Source organism: Ideonella dechloratans (assembly GCF_021049305.1).
In the GTDB taxonomy this organism is placed as follows: domain Bacteria; phylum Pseudomonadota; class Gammaproteobacteria; order Burkholderiales; family Burkholderiaceae_C; genus Ideonella; species Ideonella dechloratans.
The window spans coordinates 2,345,413-2,367,566 of the sequence record NZ_CP088081.1 but is presented as its reverse complement, the minus strand read 5'-3'; the positions used below and the strand labels follow the sequence as shown (position 1 = coordinate 2,367,566).

Here is a 22,154-nt window from a genome sequence, read left to right as displayed (position 1 = left end):
GTACGCGGCCTCAACCCTCACCAGGAGCGAGCCGCGTACACTTTCCGCCGATTCACGAGATCCACGCCGCCCTGGGGAACCCCGCATGCCAGCCTACAAGCGCATCCTGCTCAAACTGTCCGGTGAGGCCCTGATGGGCGACGATGCCTACGGCATCAACCGCGCGACCATCGTCCGCATGGTCAAGGAAGTGCAGGAGGTCACCGAGATGGGCTGCGAGGTGGCTGTGGTGATCGGTGGCGGCAACATCTTCCGCGGCGTGGCCGGCGGCTCGGTGGGCATGGACCGCGCCACCGCCGACTACATGGGCATGCTGGCCACGGTGATGAACTCGCTGGCCCTGGCCGACACCATGCGCCAGGAAGGCATGACCGCCCGCGTGATGTCCGCCATCTCGATCGAGCAGGTGGTCGAGCCCTACGTGCGGCCCAAGGCGCTGCAGTACCTCGAAGAGGGCAAGGTGGTCATTTTTGCCGCCGGCACGGGCAACCCCTTCTTCACCACCGACACCGCCGCCGCGCTGCGCGGCGCCGAGATCGGTGCCCAGGTGGTGCTCAAGGCCACCAAGGTGGACGGCGTCTACACCGCCGACCCGAAGAAGGATCCCTCGGCCACCCGCTACAGCCAGATCAGCTTCGACGAGGCGATCTCCAAGAACCTGCAGGTGCTGGACGCCACGGCCTTCGCGCTGTGTCGCGACCAGAAGCTGCCGATCAAGGTCTTTTCCATCTTCAAGCCGGGCGCCCTCAAGCGGGTGGTGCAGGGTGAGGACGAGGGCACCCTGGTGCACGTCTGAAGATTCACGGAACGCGAACGATCATGACCATTGCTGACATCAAGAAGACCGCCGAGACCAAGATGGCCAAGTCGGTCGAGGCCCTGAAGAACGAACTGCAGAAGATCCGCACCGGTCGTGCCCACCCCGGCATCCTGGATCAGGTCCATGTCGAGTACTACGGTTCCATGGTGCCTCTGAGCCAGGTTGCCAACCTGAGCCTGCTGGACGCCCGCACGATCAGCGTGCAGCCCTGGGAAAAGGGCATGGCCTCCAAGATCGAGAAGGCCATCCGCGAATCGGACCTGGGCCTGAACCCGGCTTCGCAGGGCGATCTGATCCGCGTGCCGATGCCCGCGCTGACCGAAGAGCGCCGCAAGGAGCTGACCAAGGTCGCCCGCGGCGAAGGCGAGGATGCCAAGGTGGCCGTGCGCAACCTGCGCCGCGATGCCAACGAGCATCTGAAGAAGCTGCTCAAGGACAAGACCATCACCGAGGATGACGAGCGCCGCGCGCAGGACGACATCCAGAAGCTGACCGACCGCACCATTGCCGAGATCGACAAGACGGTGCAGGCCAAGGAAGCCGACATCCTGGCCGTCTGACCCGGATGAACACCTCGGTTTCGCCGGAGGGCAGCATTCCTCGCCACGTCGCCATCGTGATGGATGGCAACGGGCGCTGGGCGCGCAAGCGCTTCATGCCCCGCATCTTCGGCCACAAGTACGGCATGGAGACGGTGGTGCGGGTGATCGACCACTGCCAGGCGCGCGGGGTCGAGTACCTGACGGTCTATGCCTTCTCCTCGGAGAACTGGAAGCGTCCCGAGGACGAGGTGTCCGGTCTGATGAACCTCGTTCTGGTCGGGATCTCGAAGTACCTGGCCAAGCTGGCATCGCGCGGCGTGCGCATCCACGTGGCCGGGGACCGCAGCAAGGTGTCGGAACGGGTGCGCCAGGCCTGGAACGAGGCCGAAGAGCGGACCCGCCACAACACGGGTCTGCATGTGACGGTGGCCTTCAACTACGGGGGCCGCTGGGACATCGTCCAGGCCTGCCAGCGCGCGCTGGCCGAAGGCGTCGCCCCCGAGGCGCTGACCGAGGAAGCGCTGTCGCGGCACATGGCGCTGGCGTATGCGCCGGATCCAGACCTTTTCATCCGCACGGGCGGCGAGGTGCGGGTGAGCAATTTCCTGCTCTGGCAACTCGCCTACGCCGAGCTGTATTTCACCGACTGCCTCTGGCCGGACTTCGACGAGGCCGAGCTGGACAAGGCCTTTGCCGATTTCGCCCGCCGGGATCGGCGCTTCGGCGGCGTCAAGCAGGCGCAGGCGCCCGAGCAGTCGGCCTGATCGGGTCCACATGCTGATCCAACGAATCATCACTGCGCTGGTCCTGCTGGCGCTGCTGCTGCCTGCGCTCGTGGCCAGCTCGCCTTGGCCTTTTGCCCTGCTGACCCTGGCGCTCATCGGGGCTGGCGGCTGGGAGTGGGCCCGCCTGAACGGCATCCATGGCTGGTGGGCCCTGGCCACGGGGTGCGTGGTGGTGGCCCTGTGCGCCCTTGGCGCCATGGCGGGCTGGTCTGCGCATGCGCCGGTCTGGGTCTGGTGGGCGGCGACCGTCTGCTGGGTCGTGGGGGGCACCCTGGGGCTGCGCAGCGGTCCTCCAGCCTGGCCTCAGCTGCCGCGTGGCGCGCGCTGGCTCATCGGTGTGCTGGTCCTTCCGGCGGCCTGGCTGGCCTTCTGCAACGCCCGCGGGCTGGGGCTCAACTTCCTGCTGTCTGCGCTGTGCCTGGTCTGGATGTCGGACATCGCGGCCTATTTCGGCGGCAAGACCTGGGGGCGGCGCAAGCTGGCCGTGACGATCAGCCCGGGCAAGACCTGGGAGGGGGCTTGTACCGGTCTGATCGGCGTGGGTCTGCTGGCGCTGGCCTGGGTGGCGGTGGAACACGGGACCGGCGCCGCCGCCACGAGCCTGTTTGACCGTCTGTGGCTCGGTCTGGGCGGGCTGGGCGCCGTGCTGGCCCTGGCCGCCCTCGTTGCACTGGGCATCATGGGCGATCTGCTGGAGTCGCTGGCCAAGCGGGCGGCGGGCATGAAGGATTCGAGCGGCCTGCTGCCGGGCCACGGCGGGGTGCTGGACCGGGTGGATGCCCTGTTGCCTGTGCTGCCGGCCGTGATGGCGCTGGCCAGCCTGTGAGGAAGAACACGATGACGATGCGGCAGAGGCTGTGCATCCTGGGATCGACCGGGTCGATCGGCACCAACACGCTGGATGTGGCGGCGCGCCATCCCGACCGTTTCGAGGTGGTGGCGCTGAGCGCGCATTCGCGTGTCGATGATTTGCTGGCCCAGTGTCGCCAGTGGCGGCCCCGCTGGGCGGCCATGAGCGACGTCGATGCCGCGCAGCGGCTGGCAGTGGCCGTGCGCGCCGAAGGCCTACCCACCGAGGTGCTGGCCGGGCCGCAAGCCCTGGTGGCGCTGGCGGGGCACGACGACGTGGACAGCGTGATGGCCGCCGTGGTCGGCGCGGCCGGCTTGCCGGCCTGCATGGCGGCTGCGCGCGCCGGCAAGCGCCTGCTGCTGGCCAACAAGGAGGCCCTGGTGGTGGGCGGCGCGCAGTTCATCGCCGCGGTGCGCGAAGGCGGCGCCCAGCTGCTGCCCATCGACAGCGAACATTCGGCCATCTTCCAGTGTCTGCCGGAGGACCGCTCGACCTGGGCCCAGCGCATCGACCACATCGTTCTGACCGCATCCGGCGGACCGTTTCGCCAAGCCGATCCTCTCAGCCTGCGTGACGTGACCCCCGAGCAGGCCTGCGCCCACCCGAACTGGGTGATGGGCCGCAAGATCTCGGTCGATTCGGCGACGATGATGAACAAGGCGCTCGAAGTCATTGAGGCCCGCTGGCTGTTCGATCTGGCGCCGTCCCAGGTGAAGGTGGTCATCCATCCGCAGAGCATCATCCACTCCATGGTGATCTGCCGGGACCAGTCGGTGCTGGCCCAGTTGGGGACACCCGACATGCGCGTGCCCATCGCCTACGGACTGTCCTTTCCGGAGCGTATTGCCTCCGGTGCCTCGGCCCTGGACTTCCTGGGCCTGAAGTCCCTGACCTTCGAGGCGCCGGAACGTGCCCGCTTCCCGGGCTTGTTCCTGGCCTGGGAGGCGTTGGAGGGGCCGCATGGCAGCACCGCCGTGCTCAATGCCGCCAATGAGGAGGCCGTGGCGGCCTTCCTGTCGCGTCGCCTGCGCTTCACCGATATCCATGACGTCGTGGCGCGCACTTTGGAACTCGAGGTGCCCCGGTTGAGTCTGTCGCTGGATGTGCCGGTGGAGGCTCTGCTCGCGCTCGACGAGCAGGCCCGCCGCAGAGCACGCGAGATCATTGCCCGCCTGAACTGACCCATGCCGATCACGCCGCTGGCCTTTGTGCTGACCTTGGGGGTGCTCATCGTCGTGCATGAGTTCGGCCACTACAAGGTGGCTCGCTGGTGTGGCGTCAAGGTCCTGCGCTTCTCCGTGGGCTTCGGTCGGGTGCTGTGGCGACGTGTCTCGCGCGATGGCGTCGAATTCACTCTGGCCATGATCCCCCTGGGCGGCTACGTCCGCATGCTGGACAGCCGGGAAGGGGAGGTGCCTGCCGATCAGGCGTCGCAGGCCTTCGACCAGCAACCCCTGCGCCGTCGCGTGGCCATCGTGGCCGCCGGGCCGCTGGCCAACCTGCTGCTGGCGGTGCTGCTGTACGCCGGCGCCGGCTGGATCGGCAACCTGGAAGCTGAACCGGTCCTGGCGGCGCCGACCGCGGGAAGCCTGGCCGAGGGTGCGGGCCTTCAAGCAGGTGATCGCGTGCAAGCCGTCAGCGTCGGCGAGGACGACTGGCAGACCGCTCGTTCGATCAACGATGTGCGGCGCGCCCTGGCCCAGGCGGTGCTGGATCGGCAGTCCGTCCAACTGGCGGTGGAAGATGCGCAGGGGGGCCACCGGCGGGTGGTGGTGCTGCCGGTCGGCCAGCTGGGTGGTGCGGAACTGGACGGTCCCTTGATTCGGCGCATCGGCATCGGCAATGCGTTCAGCGAACCGGTGCTGGGCCGTCTGGAAGCGGGGGGGCCTGCCGAGCGGGCGGGCCTGCACGAGGGAGATCGGGTGCTCACCGTGGACGGCCGGCCGGTGGCGGATGCACAGTCGCTGCGCGAGATGATCCGCGCGGCCGGCGCCCATGCGCCCGGCAGCATGCAGTGGCTGGTGGAGCGGCAGGGGCAGCGTCTGTCCATCGCCGTCACCCCCCGGCGTGTCGAGGACCGTGAGGCCGGTGTCACCTTGGGCCGCATCGACGCCTATGTGGGCCGCGCGCCTGCGACGGTGATGGTGCGACTGGGGCCGGTGGAAGGCTTGCAGCAAGCCTTTGCACAGACCTGGGACACTGCCTGGACCAGCCTGCGCATGCTCGGGCGCATGGTGGTCGGTCAGGCTTCGCTCAAGCAGCTCAGTGGCCCGCTGACGATCGCCGACTATGCTGGTCAATCGATCCAGATGGGCTTGGTTCCCTACCTGGTTTTCCTCGCGATGATCAGTGTGAGCCTGGGTGTTCTGAACCTGCTGCCGCTGCCCATGCTCGACGGTGGCCACCTGATATATTACGTTTTCGAGGGGGTGACCGGCCACCCGGTCCCGGACCATTGGCAGGCATGGCTGCAGCGCGGTGGAGCCATCGTGCTGCTGCTGATGATGTCCATTGCCCTATCCAACGATGTGGCCCGGTTGCTGGGCCTGTAGTGACACTCTTTCCGATGCGATCATCCCCCCTTGAGCGCTGGCTGCGGCCGGTTCCTGCCTGTGTGGCCTTGCTGACCGTCGCCCATGCGCCCCTGGTGCACGCGGTAGAGCCTTTCGACATCGCGGACATCCGCGTCGAAGGTCTGCAACGCAGCGACCCCGGCAGCGTGTTCGCCGCCCTGCCGTTCCGCGTGGGAGACAGCTACACCGACGACAAGGCCGCCGCGGCCCTGCGTGCGCTGTTCGCCACTGGCCTGTTCAAGGACGTGCGCATCGAGCTCGAAGGCCGCGTGGTGGTGGTGGTGGTGCAGGAGCGTGCCTTCATCGCCTCGGTGAACTTCAGTGGTCTCAAGGAGTTCGACAAGGACACCCTGGCCAAGGCCCTGAAGGACAACGGCATCAGCGATGGCCAGCCCTATGACAAGGCCGTGATCGACCGTGCCGAGCAGGAAATCAAGCGTCAGTACTTGTCCCGCAGCTACTACGGCGCGGAAGTCGTGACCACGGCCACGCCGGTGTCGCGCAACCGGGTGGACGTGACCTTCAACGTGGTCGAAGGCAATGTCGCCAAGATCCGCAGCATCCACATCCAGGGGGCCCAGGCCTTCGGTGAATCCACGCTGCTGGACCTGATGGATCTGACCACCACCGGCTGGTTGACCTGGTACACCAAGACCGACCGCTACGCGCGGACCAAGCTGAACGCCGATCTCGAGAAGATCCGCTCCTACTACCTGAACCGTGGCTACCTGGAGTTCCAGGTCAAGTCCACCCAGGTCACCATCTCGCCCGACAAGCAGCACATCGACATCAGCATCGTCGTGGACGAGGGCCTGCCCTATACCGTGACCGGTGTGCGCCTGGAAGGCAACTACCTGGGCAAGGAAGACGAGTTCAAGGCGCGGGTCTCGATTCAGCCGGGTGAGCCGTACCGGGGCGACGACGTGTCGGGGACGGTGCGCCGCTTCACCGATCTGTATGCCTCCTACGGCTATGCCTTCGCCAAGGTGGAGTCGCAACCCCAGATCGACCGCCAGACCGGTCAGGTGGTGGTGGTGCTGCGGGCCAATCCCGGGGTGCGCGTCAACGTGCGCCGCATCAACCTCGCGGGCAACACCATCACCCGTGACGAAGTCATCCGCCGGGAGTTCCGCCAGTTCGAGTCGGCCTGGTACGACGGCAACAAGATCAAGCTCTCGCGCGACCGGGTGGAACGGCTGGGCTACTTCGACGAAGTCACGGTGGACACCAACGAGGTGCCAGGTGCCCCCGACCAGGTGGACCTGACCCTGAACGTGAAGGAAAAGCCCACCGGCAGCCTGAACCTGTCTGCGGGCTATTCCAGTGCGGATCGACTGTCGCTGTCGGCGTCGATCAGCAAGGAGAACATCTTCGGCTCGGGCAATTCGCTGTCCTTCGGCGTGAACACCGCCAAGTCCAGCCGCTCGCTGGCGGTTTCCACGGTGGACCCTTACTTCACCGACGACGGCGTGTCCCGCGCGATCGACGTCTACTACCGCCAGTCCAAGCCCTACAACAGCCGCGGCAGTTCCTATGACCTGGCCACGCCAGGCATGTCCATCCGCTTCGGCGTGCCGTTCAGCGAGTTCGACACGGTGTTCTTCGGCGTGGGGGCCGAGGCCACCATCATCGGCACCTCCAAAGGTCTGCCACTGAGCTACACCAAGTTCGCGGACGAGTTTGGCACCCACAGCTGGGACATGCCCTTCACCATCGGCTGGGCGCGTGAGGAGCGCGACAACCCGATGGCGCCCACCCGCGGCCGCTACCAACGCCTCAACATCGACTTCAGTCTGGTCGGGGATGTGCGCTATGCGCGCATGAACGGGCAGATCCAGCAGTACCTGGCGGTGCCTTACTTCCCCAAGCTCACCCTGGGCCTGAACGCCGAACTGGGGGTGGGCACGGGGCTGGACGGTCGCTCCTACCCGATCTTCAAGAACTATTACGGTGGCGGCCTGGGCTCGGTGCGGGTGTTCGAGCAAAACTCCTTTGGCACGACCGACGTGACCGGCGCCTATATCGGCGGCAACAAGAAGTTCAACGCCAACGCCGAGCTGTACTTCCCGGTGCCCGGCACCGGCAATGACAAGAGCCTGCGCATCTTCGCCTTCGCCGACACCGGTAACGTGTGGGGCACCACCCAGCAGGTGCATCTGGACGACCTGCGGGCTTCGGCCGGCTTCGGCCTGAGCTGGATCTCGCCGGTGGGGCCGCTCAAGATGAGCTACGGTGTGCCCTTGCGTGCCTTCAGCAGCGATAAAATCCAACGCTTCCAGTTTCAGATCGGAACTTCTTTCTGATGATGACTTCGCTCGTGAAATCCGTGCTGGCCTGCGCGGCCCTGTCCCTGGCCCTGGGCGCCTCGGCACAGGAACTCAAGATTGGCTATGTGAACGCCGAGCGCGTGCTGCGCGAGGCGGCGCCCGCCAAGGCGGCCCAGGCCCGGCTGGAGGCTGAGTTCAAGAAGCGTGAGGGCGAGCTCAACGACACCGGCACCAAGCTGCGTGTCGACATGGACAAACTCGACAAGGAAGGTCCGACCCTCTCCGAAGCCGAGCGCACCCGCCGCCAGCGTGACTTGGCCGAGCAGCAGCGCGACTTCGAGCGCAAGCGCCGCGAGCTGATGGAAGACCTCAACCAGCGCAAGAACGAAGAACTCGCCGCAGTGACCGAACGTGCCAGCAAGGTCATCAAGCAGATCTTCGAGCAGGACAAGTACGACCTGATCCTGCAGGAAGTCGTGTTCGCCGGCCCCCGTGTCGACATCACCAAGAAGGTGATCGACGCGCTGAACGCCGGCAAGTGAGAAAGGCCGTCCTTCCATGAACTCTCTGCCGGGCGTGGCCGCTCCGGTCCGTCTGGCTGACATCGTTCAGGATCTGGGCGGCGAACTCATCGGTGATGGTGATCGCACCATCACCCGTCTGGCTTCCCTGGAGGCCGCCGACGATCACAGCATCAGCTTCCTGGCCCAGGCCAAGCTGAAGCCCTTGCTGCAGACCACTGAAGCCGCCTGTGTGATCGTGCGCCCGGAATGGCGTGACGAGGCTGCAGCGCGCGGGGCGGTGATCGTCACCCCCGATCCCTACCTCTACCACGCACGTCTCACCGGTTGGTGGGCCAAGCGGGTGCGTCCAGCGCCTGCGGCGGGTGTCCATGCTTCCGCGGTGCTGGGTGAGGGCGTCCAGATCCACCCCAGCGCGTCGGTCGGGCCGCTGGCCTGCATCGGCGACGGGGCGGTGATCGGCGAAGGGGTGGTGATCGGCGCGCAGTGCCTGGTCGGCGCCCACGCCCGGATCGGCGCCTTCACGATGCTGGCGCCGCGTGCGGTGTTCGGGGACGGCTGTGTCATCGGTCAGCGGGGCAAGCTGCAAAGCGGCGCCGTCGTCGGTTCCGATGGTTTCGGCTTTGCACCGTCGCCGCAGGGGTGGCAGAAGATCGAGCAACTCGGCGTGGTCCGCATCGGTGACGATGTGGACATCGGCGCCTGCACCTGCGTGGACCGCGGCGCCCTGGACGACACCGTGCTGGGCAACGGCGTCAAGCTCGACAACCTGATCCAGATCGCCCACAACGTGCAGATCGGCGACCACACGGCGATGGCCGGCTGCGTGGGCGTGGCCGGCAGCGCGCGCATCGGGGCCCGTTGCACCTTCGGCGGGGCCGCCATGATCAGCGGTCACCTGCAGATCGTTGACGATGTGCATGTCACCGCGGGCAGCCTGGTGATGGCGTCCCTGACCAAGCCGGGGCACTACACCGGCTTTTTCCCCATCGATGAAAACAGCAACTGGGAAAAGAACGCGGCCACGCTGCGCCAGTTGCACACCCTGCGCAGCCGCGTGCGCGCACTTGAGAAGAAGCTCACACCATGACAAGCACAATGGACATCCACGACATCCTCAAGCGCCTGCCTCACCGCTATCCGTTCCTGCTGGTCGACCGCGTGCTGGAGCTGGAAAAGAACGTGCGGGTGCGGGCCATCAAGAACGTCACGATCAACGAGCCCTTCTTCACCGGCCATTTCCCGCACCGTCCGGTCATGCCGGGCGTGCTGATCCTGGAGGCCATGGCGCAGGCGGCGGCGCTGCTGTCCTTCGCGTCGGTGGACCAGTATCCCGGCGAAGACACCGTGGTGTATTTCGCGGGCATCGATGGTGCGCGCTTCAAGCGTCCGGTGGAACCGGGCGACCAGCTGATCCTGGAGGCGACCATCGAGCGCGCCAAGGCCGGCATCTACAAGTACAGCGCCCGTGCCCTGGTGGGCGAGGAGCTGGCGGCCGAGGCATCGCTGATGTGCGCCGTGCGCAACATCACCTGAGCGGGAGAGGGTGGCCATGGCCAGCATCCACGCCACAGCCCTGGTGGACCCGGCCGCCGAGCTGGACAGCACCGTGACCGTGGGGCCCTACGCCGTGATCGGTCCGCAGGTCCGCATCGGCGCGGGCACCACCGTGGGGCCGCACTGTGTCATCGAAGGTCGAACCACGATCGGGCGGGACAACCGCTTCTACCAATTCAGCTCGATCGGCGCGCCGTCCCAGGACATCTGGCAGGACGCCAACCACCGTGGCGAAGTGACCGAGCTGGTCATCGGCGATCGCAACACGGTGCGCGAGTTCTGCACCTTCAACACCGGCACCCACAAGGAACGGGGGGTCACCTCGGTCGGTCATGACAACTGGATCATGGCCTACGTGCACATCGCACACGATGTGCAACTGGGCAATCACTGCGTGCTGGCCAACAACGCCACGCTGGCGGGGCATGTGCATGTCGGGGACTGGGCCACCATCGGGGGCCTCAGCGGCGTGCACCAGTTCGTCAAGATCGGCGCGCACGCGATGATCGGCTTCCAGGGCCATGTGGCCCAGGACGTGCCCCCTTTCGTGACCGTGGATGGCAACCCGCTGGCGGCGCGCGCCGTGAACCTCACCGGCCTGCGCCGGCGCGGCTTCTCGGCAGAGCGCCAGGCCGTGATCAAGCAGATGTACAAGCTGCTCTACCGCAGCGGCCTGACCCTGGCCCAGGCCCAGCAGGCCATCGGAGAACTCAAGGGCACGCAGCCCGAGGCCGATGGCGACATCGACAGCATGCTGTCCTTCCTGGCGGCCGCCGAGCGCGGCATCGTGCGCTGAGGTGAGTCATCCCATCGCCCCTCTGCAGGCGCCGCGCCTGGGCATGGTGGCCGGCGAGGCCTCGGGTGATCTGCTGGCCAGCCTGCTGCTCAGTGGTCTGAAGGCCCGCTGGCCGGCCCTGAGCGCGGCAGGCATCGGCGGCCCCCGCATGCAGGCTGAGGGCTTCGACGCCTGGTGGCCCAGCCACAAGCTCTCGGTCTTCGGCTATGTGGATGCCCTGCGTCATTACCGCGAGCTGGTGGGCATCCGCAACCAGTTGCGCGACCGCCTGCTGGTCCAGCGCCCGGACGTGTTCATCGGGGTGGATGCGCCCGACTTCAACTTTGGGCTGGAGCAGCCGCTCAAGGCTCAGGGCATTCGCACCGTGCATTTCGTCTGCCCGTCCATCTGGGCCTGGCGGGGCGGGCGGGTGAAGAAGCTGGCCGCGGCGGCGGACCACGTTCTGTGCCTGTTCCCCTTCGAACCGGCTTTGCTGGCCGAGCACGGCGTGGCGGCGACCTTCGTCGGCCACCCCATGGCCGATCGCATTCCGCTGGAGGTGCCGCAGGCCGAGGCCCGCGCGGCGCTGGGCCTGGCGGATTCGGACACCGTGGTGGCCCTGCTGCCGGGCAGCCGGCGCAGCGAACTGCGCTACATCGGGCCGGTGCTGCTGGAGGCGGCTGTGCGCATGGCCCGGCAGCGGCCCGGTCTGCGTTTCGTCCTGCCCGTCGTGCCGGGGCTGGAGGCCGAGGTGCAGGCCCTGGTGGCCCAGCATGCCCCGGGCCTGGACCTGCAGTGCCTGGCCGGGCGGTCCCACGAGGCGCTGGCCGCCTGCGACCTGACGCTGATCGCCAGCGGCACGGCCACGCTGGAGGCCGCGCTTTTCAAACGCCCCATGGTCATCACCTACCGCATGCACTGGCTGAACTGGCAGTACATGCGGCACATGGCCTACCTGCCCTGGGTGGGCCTGCCCAACATCCTGCTGCGCGACTTCGCGGTGCCGGAGCTGCTGCAGCATGCCGCCACGCCCGAAGCCCTGGCCCGCGAAGGCCTGGCCTGGCTGGACGATGCGCCGCGCCGCGAGCGACTGCAGGCCCGCTTCACCGACCTTCATCACATGCTGCGCCAGGACACGGCGCGCAAGGCCAGCGATGCGATCGCGCAAGTCCTCGGTGCCTGAGCAGATGAGCCTGCACTTCGATGTCACCGGTCTGGTGGCCGGTGTCGACGAAGCGGGCCGCGGGCCGCTGGCCGGGCCGGTGGTGGCCGCGGCCGTGATCCTCGACGATCTCCATCCCATCGCCGGCCTGCGGGACTCCAAGCAGCTCAGCGCGCGCCGCCGCGATCAGCTCTACGATGAGATCCGGGCCAAGGCCCTGTGCTGCTGCATCGCCGAGGCCAGCGTCGAGGAGATCGACCAGCTCAACATCCTGCACGCCACCATGCTGGCCATGCGACGGGCGGTGGAGGGCCTGCGCCTGCCGCCGGCCAAGGTGCTGGTGGATGGCAACCGCCTGCCGGTGCTCAAGGTCCCGGGCGAGGCCATTGTGAAGGGCGATGCCAAGGTGCCGGCCATTTCCGCGGCCTCCATCCTGGCCAAGGTGCACCGCGACCGCCTGTGCGAGGACATGCATGCCCGCTGGCCCGACTACGGCTTCGCCACCCACAAGGGCTATCCGACCGCGGAGCACCTGGCCGCCCTGCGCACGCACGGCGCCACGCCTGTGCACCGGCGCAGCTTCGGTCCGGTGCGGGCCGCCTTGCAGGAATCCCCATGAGTCTGTCCTTTCCGCCGGCGGTCGAGGCGCTGCGCATCAGCGCGCGCGACAACCCGCTGCTGCAGCGCATCCGCAAGCTGCTGGCCGATCCCGGGGGCTACCGCAAGGCCGGTCAGGTCTGGCTGGAGGGCGACCACCTGGTGAGCGCGGCCCTGGCCCGCGGCTGGATGCTCGAGGCCCTGGTGATGACCGATGCCGCCTGGACGGCCCGGGCCGACTGGCAGGCCTGGGCCGGACAGGCGCGGCGCACGGCCCTGGTGTCGGCCGAGCTCTTCCGGGGGCTCTGCAGCCTGGAGTCGCCGGTCCAGGTGGGCGCCTTGGTGAGCCTGCCGCAGGCGCCGGTCATCCAGCCCGGCGTGTTCACCGTGGTGCTGGATCGCCTGCAGGATGCCGGCAACGTGGGCAGCATCCTGCGCAGTTCCGCGGCCTTCGGCGCACGTCAGGTGCTGGCGCTCAAGGGCACGGCGGCCCTGTGGTCGCCCAAGGTGCTGCGTGCCGGCATGGGCGCGCATTTCGGGCTCAGCCTGGTCGAGGCCCTGTCGGCAGACGATCTGGCGGCGCTTGACGTGCCGCTGCTGGCCACCAGTTCCCACGCCGGGCGGGTGCTGGGGCAGGGCGCCTTGCCCTGGCCCTGCGCCTGGGTGCTGGGCCATGAGGGGCAGGGCGTGTCTGCTGCGCTGATGGAACGTTGCGCCCACACCGTGAGCATTCCCCAGCCCGGCGGCGAGGAGTCCCTGAACGTGGGCGCGGCGGCGGCCATCTGCCTGTTCGCCAGCGCCACCGGGGCGCAAAGCGCGCCCGCTGGCTGAGTTCAGCTGGTCGGATCGGACAGCACGTCGCGCAGGATGGTCGCAGCGATCTCCTCGATCGACTTGTGGGTGGAGCTGAGCCAGTGGATGCCGCTGCGCTTCATCAGCATCTCGGCCTGCTTGACCTCGTAGCGGCAGTTCTCGATGGAGGCGTACTTGCTCTCCGGGCGCCGCTCGTTGCGGATGTGGGCCAGCCGCTCCGCGTCGATCGTCAGGCCGAAGCATTTGTGCTTGTAGGGCGTGAGCGAGGAGGGCAGGTGGCCGCGCTCGAAGTCCTCGGGGATGAGCGGGTAGTTGGCGGCCTTGATGCCATGCTGCATGGCCAGGTACAGCGAGGTGGGTGTCTTGCCGCTGCGGCTCACGCCCACCAGGATGACGTCGGCCGCCTCCAGATTGCGGGAGGATTGCCCATCGTCATGGGCCAGCGAGAAGTTGATCGCCTCGATGCGGTCGTTGTACTCCTGGCTCTTGGCCACGTCCGAGAAGCGGCCGACGCGGTGGTTGGACTTGAGCCCGAATTCGCGCTCCAGCGGCTCGACGAAGGCCTGGAACAGGTCCATCACCAGGCCCTTGCATTGGTCGCTGGTGAGGATGCTGCGCACGTCCAGCCGCGCCAGCGTGATGAAGACGATGGGGCGCCGACCTTCCGCGGCGGCGACCGCGTTGATTTCGGTGACGATCTTGTGCGCCTTGTCCACCGAGTCGATGAAGGGCCGGCGCACATGCCGCGGCTTGGCCGAGAACTGGGCCAGGATGGAATGTCCGAAGGTTTCTGCGGTGATGCCGGTGCCATCAGAGACGTAGAAAACGGTGCGATTGGGCATGCAGAAAACCTTTTGTCGAGTGTCCAAGGCAATGATAGGCATTCCGTCCGTAGAATTCGCCTATCTTCGCCAGGGCAGCGCAGGCAGTGTGACGGAAAGCCGTCAACCGCCTGGTCCTCCCGGAGCAGCTTTCAGGCCATAACAACGATCAGATGCCTGTGGAGCGTGCGCCAGAGGGTCTGTTCGCGTCCCGTGCGACACCGGTTTTTTGTCATCAAGGAGCTTTCATGTCCCACAACGCACTGGACACCGCCCTGGTCGTCCCCTTCGAACATCTGAGGATGACCGACGTCGAGACCGTCGGCGGCAAGAACGCCAGCCTCGGCGAGATGATCAGCCAGCTGGCCGAAGCCGGCGTGCGCGTGCCCGGTGGCTTTGCCACCACCGCCCATGCCTTCCGCACCTTCCTGGCCTTCGGCGGCCTGACCGAGAAGATCAGCGCCCGTCTGGCGGCGCTGGACACCGAAGACGTGCGCGCGCTGGCCGAGGCCGGCGCGGAAATCCGCCAGTGGGTGATCGACGCCCCGTTCCCGCCCGAGTTCGAGGCCGCCGTGCGGGTCGAGTACGAGCGCGTGGCTGCCGGTTCGCCGGACGCCACCTGGGCGGTGCGTTCCTCCGCCACCGCCGAGGATCTGCCAGACGCCTCCTTCGCCGGCCAGCAGGAGACCTTCCTGAACGTGCATGGCATCGACGACGTGCTGCACAAGATGAAGGAGGTCTTCGCCTCCCTCTACAACGACCGCGCCATCAGCTACCGCGTGCACAAGGGCTTCGCCCATGACGTGGTGGCCCTGTCGGCCGGCGTGCAGCGCATGGTGCGTTCCGACCTGGGCGCTGCCGGCGTGATGTTCACCATTGACACCGAGTCCGGCTTCAAGGACGTGGTCTTCGTCACCTCCAGCTATGGTCTGGGCGAGACGGTGGTGCAGGGCGCGGTGAACCCCGACGAGTTCTACGTGCACAAGCCCGCGCTGGAAGCCGGCAAGCTGGCGGTGATCCGCCGCACGCTGGGCTCCAAGCTGATCAAGATGACCTTCGCTTCGCCCGAGGAGAAGGCCGCCAGCGGCAAGCTGGTCAAGACCGAGGACACCCCGCCGGAGCAGCGCAACCGCTACTCGCTGAGCGATGCCGACGTCACCGAGCTGGCCCGCTACGCGATGATCATCGAGAAGCACTACGGCCGCCCGATGGACATCGAGTGGGGCAAGGACGGTGTGGACGGCAAGCTCTACATCCTGCAGGCCCGCCCGGAAACCGTGCGCAGCCAGGCCGAGAACCAGGTCGAGCACCGCTACAAGCTCAAGGGCCACAGCACCGTGCTGGCCGAAGGCCGCGCGATCGGCCAGAAGATCGGCACCGGCCCGGTGCGTCTGGTCAGCTCCATCAGCGAGATGGACCGCGTGCAGCCCGGCGACGTGCTGGTCACCGACATGACCGACCCGAACTGGGAGCCGGTGATGAAGCGCGCCAGCGCCATCGTGACCAACCGCGGCGGTCGCACCTGCCACGCGGCCATCATCGCCCGTGAGCTGGGCATCCCGGCCGTGGTGGGTTGCGGTGACGCCACCGAGAAGCTGGCCGACGGCGCACTGGTCACCGTGGCTTGCTCGGAGGGTGACACCGGCTACGTCTACGACGGTCTGCTTGAAACCGAGGTGACCGAGGTGAGCCGCGGCGAGATGCCGCACAGCCCGGTCAAGATCATGATGAACGTGGGCAACCCCCAGCTGGCCTTCAACTTTGCCCAGCTGCCCAACTCCGGTGTCGGCCTGGCCCGCCTGGAATTCATCATCAACAACAACATCGGCATCCACCCGAAGGCCATCCTCGACTATCCCAATGTCGATGCCGACCTGAAGAAGGCGGTCGAGTCGGTGGCCCGTGGCCACGCCTCCCCGCGCGCCTTCTACGTGGACAAGCTGGCCGAGGGCATCGCCACCATCGCCGCGGCCTTCTGGCCCAAGACGGTCATCGTGCGCCTGTCGGACTTCAAGTCCAACGAGTACAAGAAGCTGATCGGCGGCTCGCGCTACGAGCCCGATGAAGAGAACCCGATGCTGGGCTTCCGCGGTGCTTCCCGCTACATCAGCGGCGAGTTCGCCGATGCCTTCGGCATGGAGTGCGAGGCCCTCAAGCGCGTGCGCAACGAGATGGGCCTGACCAATGTCGAGATCATGGTGCCTTTCGTGCGCACCGTGCGCCAGGCCGAGCGCGTCATCGGCCTGCTGGCCGACCGGGGGCTCAAGCGTGGTGAGAACGATTTGCGCGTGATCATGATGTGCGAGGTTCCCAGCAACGCCATCCTGGCCGAGCAGTTCCTGCAGCACTTCGACGGCATGTCCATCGGCTCGAACGACCTGACCCAGCTGACCCTTGGCCTGGACCGCGATTCCGGTCTGGAACTGCTGGCCGAGGACTTCGATGAGCGCGACCCGGCGGTGAAGGCCCTGATCTCGCGCGCCATCGCGGCCTGCCGCGCCACCGGCAAGTACATCGGCATCTGCGGCCAGGGCCCCAGCGACCACCCCGACTTCGCCCAGTGGCTGGCGGCCGAGGGCATCGTCTCGATCTCTCTGAACCCCGACTCGGTGGTGGAGACCTGGACCCTGCTGGCCAAGGGCGGCTGAGCATGCCGATCCCCGGGCGCCTGAGGCCCCGGGGGATGCCTTGCAGGCCGGGTTTGCCCGGCCTGTTTCATTTGTGCCATAATCACAGGCTCACCCTTGCTGCCACGGGTTCATCGACGCTCCCCGGCAGCTTCCGCCCCTTTCCCCGGTTTCTCGGGGGGCACCCAGGGGCCCAGGAAACCACAAGGAGTTTTCATGCGTCACTATGAGATCGTTCTGCTGATCCATCCGGATCAAAGCGAACAGGTTCCGGCCATGCTGGAGCGTTACAAGGGCCTGATCACCGCGGGTGGTGGCAAGGTCCATCGTGTGGAAGACTGGGGCCGTCGTCAGCTGGCCTACATGATCCAGAAGCTCGCCAAGGCGCATTACCTGTGCCTGAACATCGAGTGCTCGAAGGAAGTGCTGGCCGAGCTGGAAACCGGCTTCCGCTTCAATGACGCCGTGCTGCGTCACCTGACCGTCAAGATGGACCAGGCCGAAACCGCCCCCTCCGTCATGATGAAGTCGGTCGAGAAGGAAGAAGCCCGCAAGGCAGCCCAGGAAACCGCCGCCTGAACCTGACAGGTTCGGTCCGGCCACGTCATCTGCCATGAACCGTCTGGTTCTCGCAGCCCATGTGGTCGAACGCGGTGCGATGCGTTACACCCCCGCCGGTCTGCCGGCCCTCGATCTGACCTTGCAGTCGGATTCAGAGGTCACCCAGAACGGCCAGCCCCGCAAGGTCTCTCTGCAGATCCGAGCGGTGGCGATCGGAGACATCACCCGACCAGCGCAGGCGCTGGTGTTGGGGACGCCGGCCCAGTTCGCCGGCTTCCTGGCACCTTCGCGCAATGGCAAGGGGGTGGTGTTCCATGTGACCAGCATCGCCACGGAAGAACCTGACCTGCAACCCGGATAGACAATTCAGAGGTCATCGTATGCCCCCGCCCAAGTCTCGTTTCTCGAAGGACCGCCGTCCGAAGCGCAACCAGCAGTCGCTGCTGTTCCGCCGCAAGAAGTTCTGCCGCTTCACCGTCGCTGGCGTCAAGCACATTGACTACAAGGATGTGGATCTGCTGCGCGATTTCATCGGTGAGAACGGCAAGATCACGCCGGCGCGCCTGACCGGCACCCGTGCCTTCTTCCAGCGTCAGCTGACCAACGCCATCAAGCGCTCGCGCTTCCTGGCGATGCTGCCGTACAGCGACCAACACAAGGTCTGATAGGAGCCCACCATGCAAATCATCCTGCTGGAAAAGGTGGCCAACCTCGGCAACCTGGGCGACATCGTCAAGGTCAAGGACGGCTACGCCCGCAACTTCCTGATCCCGACCAAGCGCGCTCGCCGTGCCACCGATGTCGCGATCAAGGAATTCGAAGCCCGTCGCGCCGAACTGGAGAAGGTCGCCGCTGAGAAGCTGGCTGCCGCCCAAGCCGTTGGCGAGAAGCTGGCTGGCCTGACCGTCACCGTCGCCCAGAAGGCCGGCGTGGACGGCCGCCTGTTCGGCTCGGTCACCAACCACGACATCGCTGAAGCCCTGGGCAAGATCGGTTTCGAGATCCCCAAGGCCCATGTGCGCATGCCGCATGGCCCGCTGAAGGCCGTGGGCGAGTTCCCGGTCAGCGTCGCCGCCCACACCGATGTGGTGGTCGACATCACCGTGAAGGTGGTTGCCGAAGCCGAGTAATCCGCTTCAGCGCGCCATCCGAGAGGGCCGGTCTTGACCGGCCCTTTTCTTTTGCCGGCATGCACAGCCCATCCACCGCCTGTCCCCGCGAAATCCACAGGCTTGTGCACAACGGGATATGCCGGCCTCCCCGTATGATTTGACGATGCCCACGATCTTCGATGCCCACGATCCCCAGGCCGGTCCTCGCGACGAGGAAGTGGCCAAGCTGCGGGTGCCGCCGCACTCGAACGAGGCCGAACAGAGCGTGCTGGGCGGCCTGTTGCTGGACAACGGTGCCTGGGACCGGGCGGCCGATGTGCTGGGGGAGGGTGACTTCTACCGCTACGAGCACCGCATGATCTTCGGTGCCATCGGCGCCCTGATCGGCGCAAGCAAGCCGGCCGACGTGATCACGGTCTTCGAGCAGTTGCAGGCCCTGGGCAAGGCCGAGGAATGCGGTGGGCTGAACTACCTCAACGCCCTGGCGCAGAGCGTGCCCAGTGCCGCCAACATGCGCCGCTACGCAGAGATCGTGCGCGAGCGGGCCGTGCTGCGCAAGCTGATCGCGGTGTCCGACGAGGTGGCCACCCAGGCCTTCAACCCGCAGGGCAAGGCGGCTTCGCAGATTCTGGACGAGGCGGAAACCAAGATCTTCAAGATCGCGGAGGAGGGCCAGCGGACCAAGGTCGGTTTCCACAGCATGGACAAGCTGGTCATGGACCTGATCGACCGGGTGACCGAGCTGGCCGAGAACGGGGCCGAGGAAGTGACCGGGGTGCGTACCGGCTTCTACGACATGGACCGCATGACCGCGGGTCTGCAGGGCGGCGACCTGATCATCCTGGCGGCCCGCCCCTCCATGGGCAAGACGGCGTTCGCGCTGAACATTGCCGAGAACGTGGCCGTCAACGAGGGCCTGCCGGTGGTGGTGTTCTCGATGGAAATGGGCGCCAACCAGCTGGCCTTGCGTCTGGTGGGTTCGCTGGGCCGCATCGACCAGCAGCACCTGCGCACCGGCGCGCTGAAGGACGATGAATGGGCCCGCCTGACCGAGGCGGTGGATCGGTTGTCCAAGGCGGCCGTCTTCATCGACGAGACGCCCGGCCTGAACCCGGCGGAACTGCGGGCCCGGGCGCGGCGTCAGGCCCGCCAATGCGGCAAGCTGGGCCTGATCGTCATCGACTACCTGCAGCTGATGACTGGCAGCAGTGCCTCGTCAGGCGAGAACCGGGCCACGGAGCTGTCGGAGATCTCCCGGAGCCTGAAGGCCCTGGCCAAGGAGTTGCACTGCCCGGTGATCGCGCTGTCCCAGCTCAACCGCAGCGTGGAAACGCGTACCGACAAGCGCCCGATGATGTCCGACCTGCGCGAATCCGGCGCCATCGAGCAGGACGCAGACGTGATCATGTTCATCTACCGCGACGAGTACTACAACAAGGAATCCAAGGAGCCGGGCGTGGCCGAGATCATCATCGGCAAGCAGCGTAACGGCCCGGTGGGCACGGTGAAGCTGGCCTTCCTGAAGCAGTCGACCAAGTTCGACAACCTGGCACCTGAAGCCAACTACGGCGAGTACTGAGTGCGCGCTAGCCCTCTTGTTCCCGGAGGTTTGCTGTATAAAAATACAGTATGCCTTCCACCCGCGTCTCACCCCCTGCCGCAGCCCCAGTGGCCCGGAAGGGTCGGGGCACGGTGTGGCGCATCCAGCCGCGTTTCGACGGCCTTGCGCGGCAGGACGCCGACGATGGTTGGGGCGGCCTCGAGAATGACCATCTGCGGAGCGAGGAAGGCGGGGCTGCGCCCGCCACGGTGATCGTGGAGGAGCAGGTCCGCTCCATCCTCAGCCGCAACGACTCGCCAGATGTCGGGTTCGATCTGTCGATCAACCCGTACCGGGGCTGTGAGCATGGCTGCATCTACTGCTATGCCCGCCCCACGCACAGCTATCTGGGGCTCTCGCCCGGACTCGATTTCGAGACCCACATCGTCGGCAAGGTCAACGCGGCCGAGCGCCTGAGGCAGGCCCTGACCAAGCCCGGCTATCGCCCGGTGGCCCTGAACATCGGCTCCGTGACCGACGCCTACCAGCCCGCGGAGCGACGACTGCAGATCACGCGCGCCTTGATCGAGGTGCTCGCCGAGTTCCGGCACCCCTTTTCCATCATCACCAAGTCGGCGGGCATCCTGCGGGACATCGACCTGCTGGCGCCGCTGGCGGCGCAGGGGCTGGTGGCGGTCTATCTGTCGGTGACCACCTTGGATCCGGCCCTGGCAAGGATTCTGGAGCCGCGGGCGGCCAGTCCACGCAGACGGCTTCAAGCCATGTCGGCCCTCGCGCAGGCGGGCATCCCCGTGGGGGTGAGTGTCTCGCCGGTGATCCCTTTCCTCAACGAGCCCGACATCGAGCACATCGTCGAGGCTGCGGCACAGGCAGGCGCCTGCACCGGGTTCAGCATTCCCCTGCGTCTGCCCTGGGAGGTCGCTCCCCTGTTCGAGCAGTGGCTGGGCAGCCATTTCCCCGAGCGGGCGGGCCGAGTCATGGCCCGGCTGAGGGACATGCGGGGCGGCAAGATCAACGATGCCCGCTTCGGCCACCGCATGCGGGGGGAGGGCGTGTGGGCCGACCTGTTGCGGCAGCGCTTCGCGGCCGCTTGCCGGCGCCATGGACTGAGGCAGCAGCGGATCCCGTTGGACGACAGTCGCTTTCAGGCGGTGCCATCTTCCTGCGGGGCGGAGCAGGGGCCTGGCGAGGCACCCGCTGGCGCACGGCAGATGACGCTGTTCTGAGCCTTCGGGCAGGAGTCATCCATCCCTGGAGGGATGGGGTGGCCGCGATCGGCAATTGACCCGCCACAGGGCTCGCCCCACGATGTGTGCACCGCAGCATCAACCCAACAGGGAGGGCCTTCCGATGGAGCCACATGCAGGTCTGGCAGGTACTTGGCGCGACCGACGGTGCCTGGGGTGGATCGCCTCCGCGCTGGCGGGAATGGCCCTGTCCCCCAGCGCGGTGCTGGCGGCGGGGCGGCTGCCCACGTTGCCGGGGGCGGAAGTGCAGGTGACATCCGCCCGCATCATCGACAGCGAGTTCGACTGGGGGCGTGACGGGGTGGACTGTCCCGCCTGCAACGGTGGTGATGGCAACTCGCGCCTGGCCTTCACCGATGCGTTCTACAACCTCTGGGTGGGCCACGTCGATCCTCTCACCGGTGACTTCATCCCGGCGGATGGCAAGGGGGTGCTGGTCGACACGATGGCAGCGTTCGCGACGGATTTCGGCAACGGTCCCGAGTGGGCGCTGTCTCAACTGGGCTCGCAACTGGTCTACACCCGGTACAGCCTGCCCACCGTGCCACCCACACCCGCCGATCCGCAGACGGCCGAGCTGGCGGTGGCCTCGCAGAGCGGTGGCGTGTGGCTTCCCATGGCGCTGGACCAAGGGGGCAAGAAGCAGTCGCCATTGGCCACTCAGGATGCGGACGACCCGGTTCCGCTGGTCCAGTACCAGGATCTGGCCAAGGTCAGCACCTTCTGGCGCGTCCTGGATGCCCCGGTCACCCAGACCCGGGTGCCCGTCAAGGGTTACAACGCCGGCTCGCGGCGTTGGGTGCCGGGCACGCACAAGATCATCCTCTCGGCCCGCGGTCTGCAAGACACGCTGGCCAGTGGCTTCAGGTCGGTCTTCCTCTATGACACCGACACCGGTGCGCTGACGCAGATTGCGCATTCCACTGATGGCGGACAGTGATTCCATTCCCATCGCGGACAGCG

Annotated in this window: 23 protein-coding genes; 22 read left to right on the top strand and 1 reads right to left on the bottom strand. The window is 66.9% G+C overall.

Annotation, left to right across the window (positions count from 1 at the left end):
• The first annotated feature begins 85 nt into the window (after positions 1 to 85).
• From pyrH to LRM40_RS10945, 14 genes are read left to right on the top strand one after another with little or no spacing between them, the layout of a single operon-like run.
• On the top strand, positions 86 to 796 hold the full coding sequence (gene pyrH, locus LRM40_RS11010; RefSeq protein WP_151124744.1) for a UMP kinase: 711 nt from the start codon (positions 86 to 88) through the stop codon (positions 794 to 796).
• 23 nt (positions 797 to 819) lie between these two features.
• Entirely contained in the window at positions 820 to 1,380 is a 561-nt protein-coding gene (frr, locus tag LRM40_RS11005) for a ribosome recycling factor (RefSeq protein WP_022981237.1), read from the top strand.
• Between the two features lie 5 nt (positions 1,381 to 1,385).
• Positions 1,386 to 2,126: an undecaprenyl pyrophosphate synthase gene (gene uppS / locus LRM40_RS11000; protein ID WP_151124743.1), complete on the top strand. Its 741-nt coding sequence runs from the start codon at positions 1,386 to 1,388 to the stop codon at positions 2,124 to 2,126.
• A 10-nt stretch (positions 2,127 to 2,136) separates the two neighbouring features.
• Complete coding sequence (locus tag LRM40_RS10995) at positions 2,137 to 2,973, top strand: phosphatidate cytidylyltransferase (protein ID WP_151124742.1); 837 nt, start codon at positions 2,137 to 2,139, stop codon at positions 2,971 to 2,973.
• Positions 2,974 to 2,990: 17 nt separating this feature from the next.
• Positions 2,991 to 4,178 (top strand): 1-deoxy-D-xylulose-5-phosphate reductoisomerase, encoded by a 1,188-nt coding sequence (locus tag LRM40_RS10990; RefSeq protein ID WP_151124766.1) that lies wholly within the window; start codon positions 2,991 to 2,993, stop codon positions 4,176 to 4,178.
• 3 nt (positions 4,179 to 4,181) lie between these two features.
• Complete coding sequence (gene rseP, locus LRM40_RS10985) at positions 4,182 to 5,549, top strand: RIP metalloprotease RseP (RefSeq protein ID WP_151124741.1); 1,368 nt, start codon at positions 4,182 to 4,184, stop codon at positions 5,547 to 5,549.
• 14 nt (positions 5,550 to 5,563) lie between these two features.
• The gene (gene bamA, locus LRM40_RS10980) at positions 5,564 to 7,873 is read left to right on the top strand and encodes an outer membrane protein assembly factor BamA (protein ID WP_151124740.1); all 2,310 of its coding nucleotides are present in this window, start codon (positions 5,564 to 5,566) and stop codon (positions 7,871 to 7,873) included.
• Entirely contained in the window at positions 7,873 to 8,379 is a 507-nt protein-coding gene (locus LRM40_RS10975) for an OmpH/Skp family outer membrane protein (protein ID WP_151124739.1), read from the top strand. Before bamA ends, LRM40_RS10975 begins: the two co-directional genes overlap by 1 nt.
• A gap of 16 nt (positions 8,380 to 8,395) precedes the next feature.
• Entirely contained in the window at positions 8,396 to 9,448 is a 1,053-nt protein-coding gene (gene lpxD, locus LRM40_RS10970) for a UDP-3-O-(3-hydroxymyristoyl)glucosamine N-acyltransferase (protein ID WP_151124738.1), read from the top strand.
• A complete protein-coding gene (gene fabZ / locus LRM40_RS10965; protein ID WP_026096745.1) occupies positions 9,445 to 9,894 on the top strand; it encodes a 3-hydroxyacyl-ACP dehydratase FabZ in 450 nt (149 codons plus the stop codon). Before lpxD ends, fabZ begins: the two co-directional genes overlap by 4 nt.
• A 16-nt stretch (positions 9,895 to 9,910) precedes the next feature.
• Positions 9,911 to 10,711, top strand: coding sequence for an acyl-ACP--UDP-N-acetylglucosamine O-acyltransferase (gene lpxA / locus LRM40_RS10960; protein WP_151124737.1), 801 nt, complete (start codon positions 9,911 to 9,913; stop codon positions 10,709 to 10,711).
• Between the two features lie 43 nt (positions 10,712 to 10,754).
• Complete coding sequence (lpxB, locus tag LRM40_RS10955) at positions 10,755 to 11,873, top strand: lipid-A-disaccharide synthase (RefSeq protein ID WP_151124765.1); 1,119 nt, start codon at positions 10,755 to 10,757, stop codon at positions 11,871 to 11,873.
• Positions 11,845 to 12,471, top strand: a complete 627-nt coding sequence (gene rnhB, locus LRM40_RS10950; RefSeq protein WP_151124736.1) for a ribonuclease HII — start codon at positions 11,845 to 11,847, stop codon at positions 12,469 to 12,471. Before lpxB ends, rnhB begins: the two co-directional genes overlap by 29 nt.
• Positions 12,468 to 13,280 (top strand): TrmH family RNA methyltransferase, encoded by an 813-nt coding sequence (locus LRM40_RS10945; RefSeq protein WP_151124735.1) that lies wholly within the window; start codon positions 12,468 to 12,470, stop codon positions 13,278 to 13,280. Before rnhB ends, LRM40_RS10945 begins: the two co-directional genes overlap by 4 nt.
• 2 nt (positions 13,281 to 13,282) lie before the next feature.
• Here the strand turns inward: LRM40_RS10945 and ppsR are convergent, their stop codons facing one another.
• Entirely contained in the window at positions 13,283 to 14,104 is an 822-nt protein-coding gene (gene ppsR, locus LRM40_RS10940) for a posphoenolpyruvate synthetase regulatory kinase/phosphorylase PpsR (RefSeq protein ID WP_151124734.1), read from the bottom strand.
• A gap of 227 nt (positions 14,105 to 14,331) precedes the next feature.
• Between ppsR and ppsA the strand changes: the two genes are divergently transcribed.
• From ppsA to LRM40_RS10900, 8 genes are all read left to right on the top strand, one after another.
• Complete coding sequence (ppsA, locus tag LRM40_RS10935) at positions 14,332 to 16,731, top strand: phosphoenolpyruvate synthase (protein ID WP_151124733.1); 2,400 nt, start codon at positions 14,332 to 14,334, stop codon at positions 16,729 to 16,731.
• 195 nt (positions 16,732 to 16,926) lie between these two features.
• Positions 16,927 to 17,289 (top strand): 30S ribosomal protein S6, encoded by a 363-nt coding sequence (rpsF, locus tag LRM40_RS10930; RefSeq protein WP_151124732.1) that lies wholly within the window; start codon positions 16,927 to 16,929, stop codon positions 17,287 to 17,289.
• A gap of 34 nt (positions 17,290 to 17,323) precedes the next feature.
• Positions 17,324 to 17,632, top strand: a complete 309-nt coding sequence (gene priB, locus LRM40_RS10925; RefSeq protein WP_151124731.1) for a primosomal replication protein N — start codon at positions 17,324 to 17,326, stop codon at positions 17,630 to 17,632.
• 19 nt (positions 17,633 to 17,651) lie between these two features.
• Positions 17,652 to 17,936, top strand: a complete 285-nt coding sequence (gene rpsR / locus LRM40_RS10920) for a 30S ribosomal protein S18 (RefSeq protein ID WP_151124730.1) — start codon at positions 17,652 to 17,654, stop codon at positions 17,934 to 17,936.
• 12 nt (positions 17,937 to 17,948) lie between these two features.
• On the top strand, positions 17,949 to 18,401 hold the full coding sequence (rplI, locus tag LRM40_RS10915) for a 50S ribosomal protein L9 (RefSeq protein WP_151124729.1): 453 nt from the start codon (positions 17,949 to 17,951) through the stop codon (positions 18,399 to 18,401).
• Positions 18,402 to 18,546: 145 nt separating this feature from the next.
• Positions 18,547 to 19,962: a replicative DNA helicase gene (gene dnaB / locus LRM40_RS10910; RefSeq protein WP_211373015.1), complete on the top strand. Its 1,416-nt coding sequence runs from the start codon at positions 18,547 to 18,549 to the stop codon at positions 19,960 to 19,962.
• Between the two features lie 50 nt (positions 19,963 to 20,012).
• A complete protein-coding gene (locus LRM40_RS10905; RefSeq protein ID WP_151124727.1) occupies positions 20,013 to 21,170 on the top strand; it encodes a PA0069 family radical SAM protein in 1,158 nt (385 codons plus the stop codon).
• Between the two features lie 202 nt (positions 21,171 to 21,372).
• Entirely contained in the window at positions 21,373 to 22,131 is a 759-nt protein-coding gene (locus tag LRM40_RS10900) for a hypothetical protein (RefSeq protein WP_151124726.1), read from the top strand.
• Positions 22,132 to 22,154: the final 23 nt, after the last annotated feature.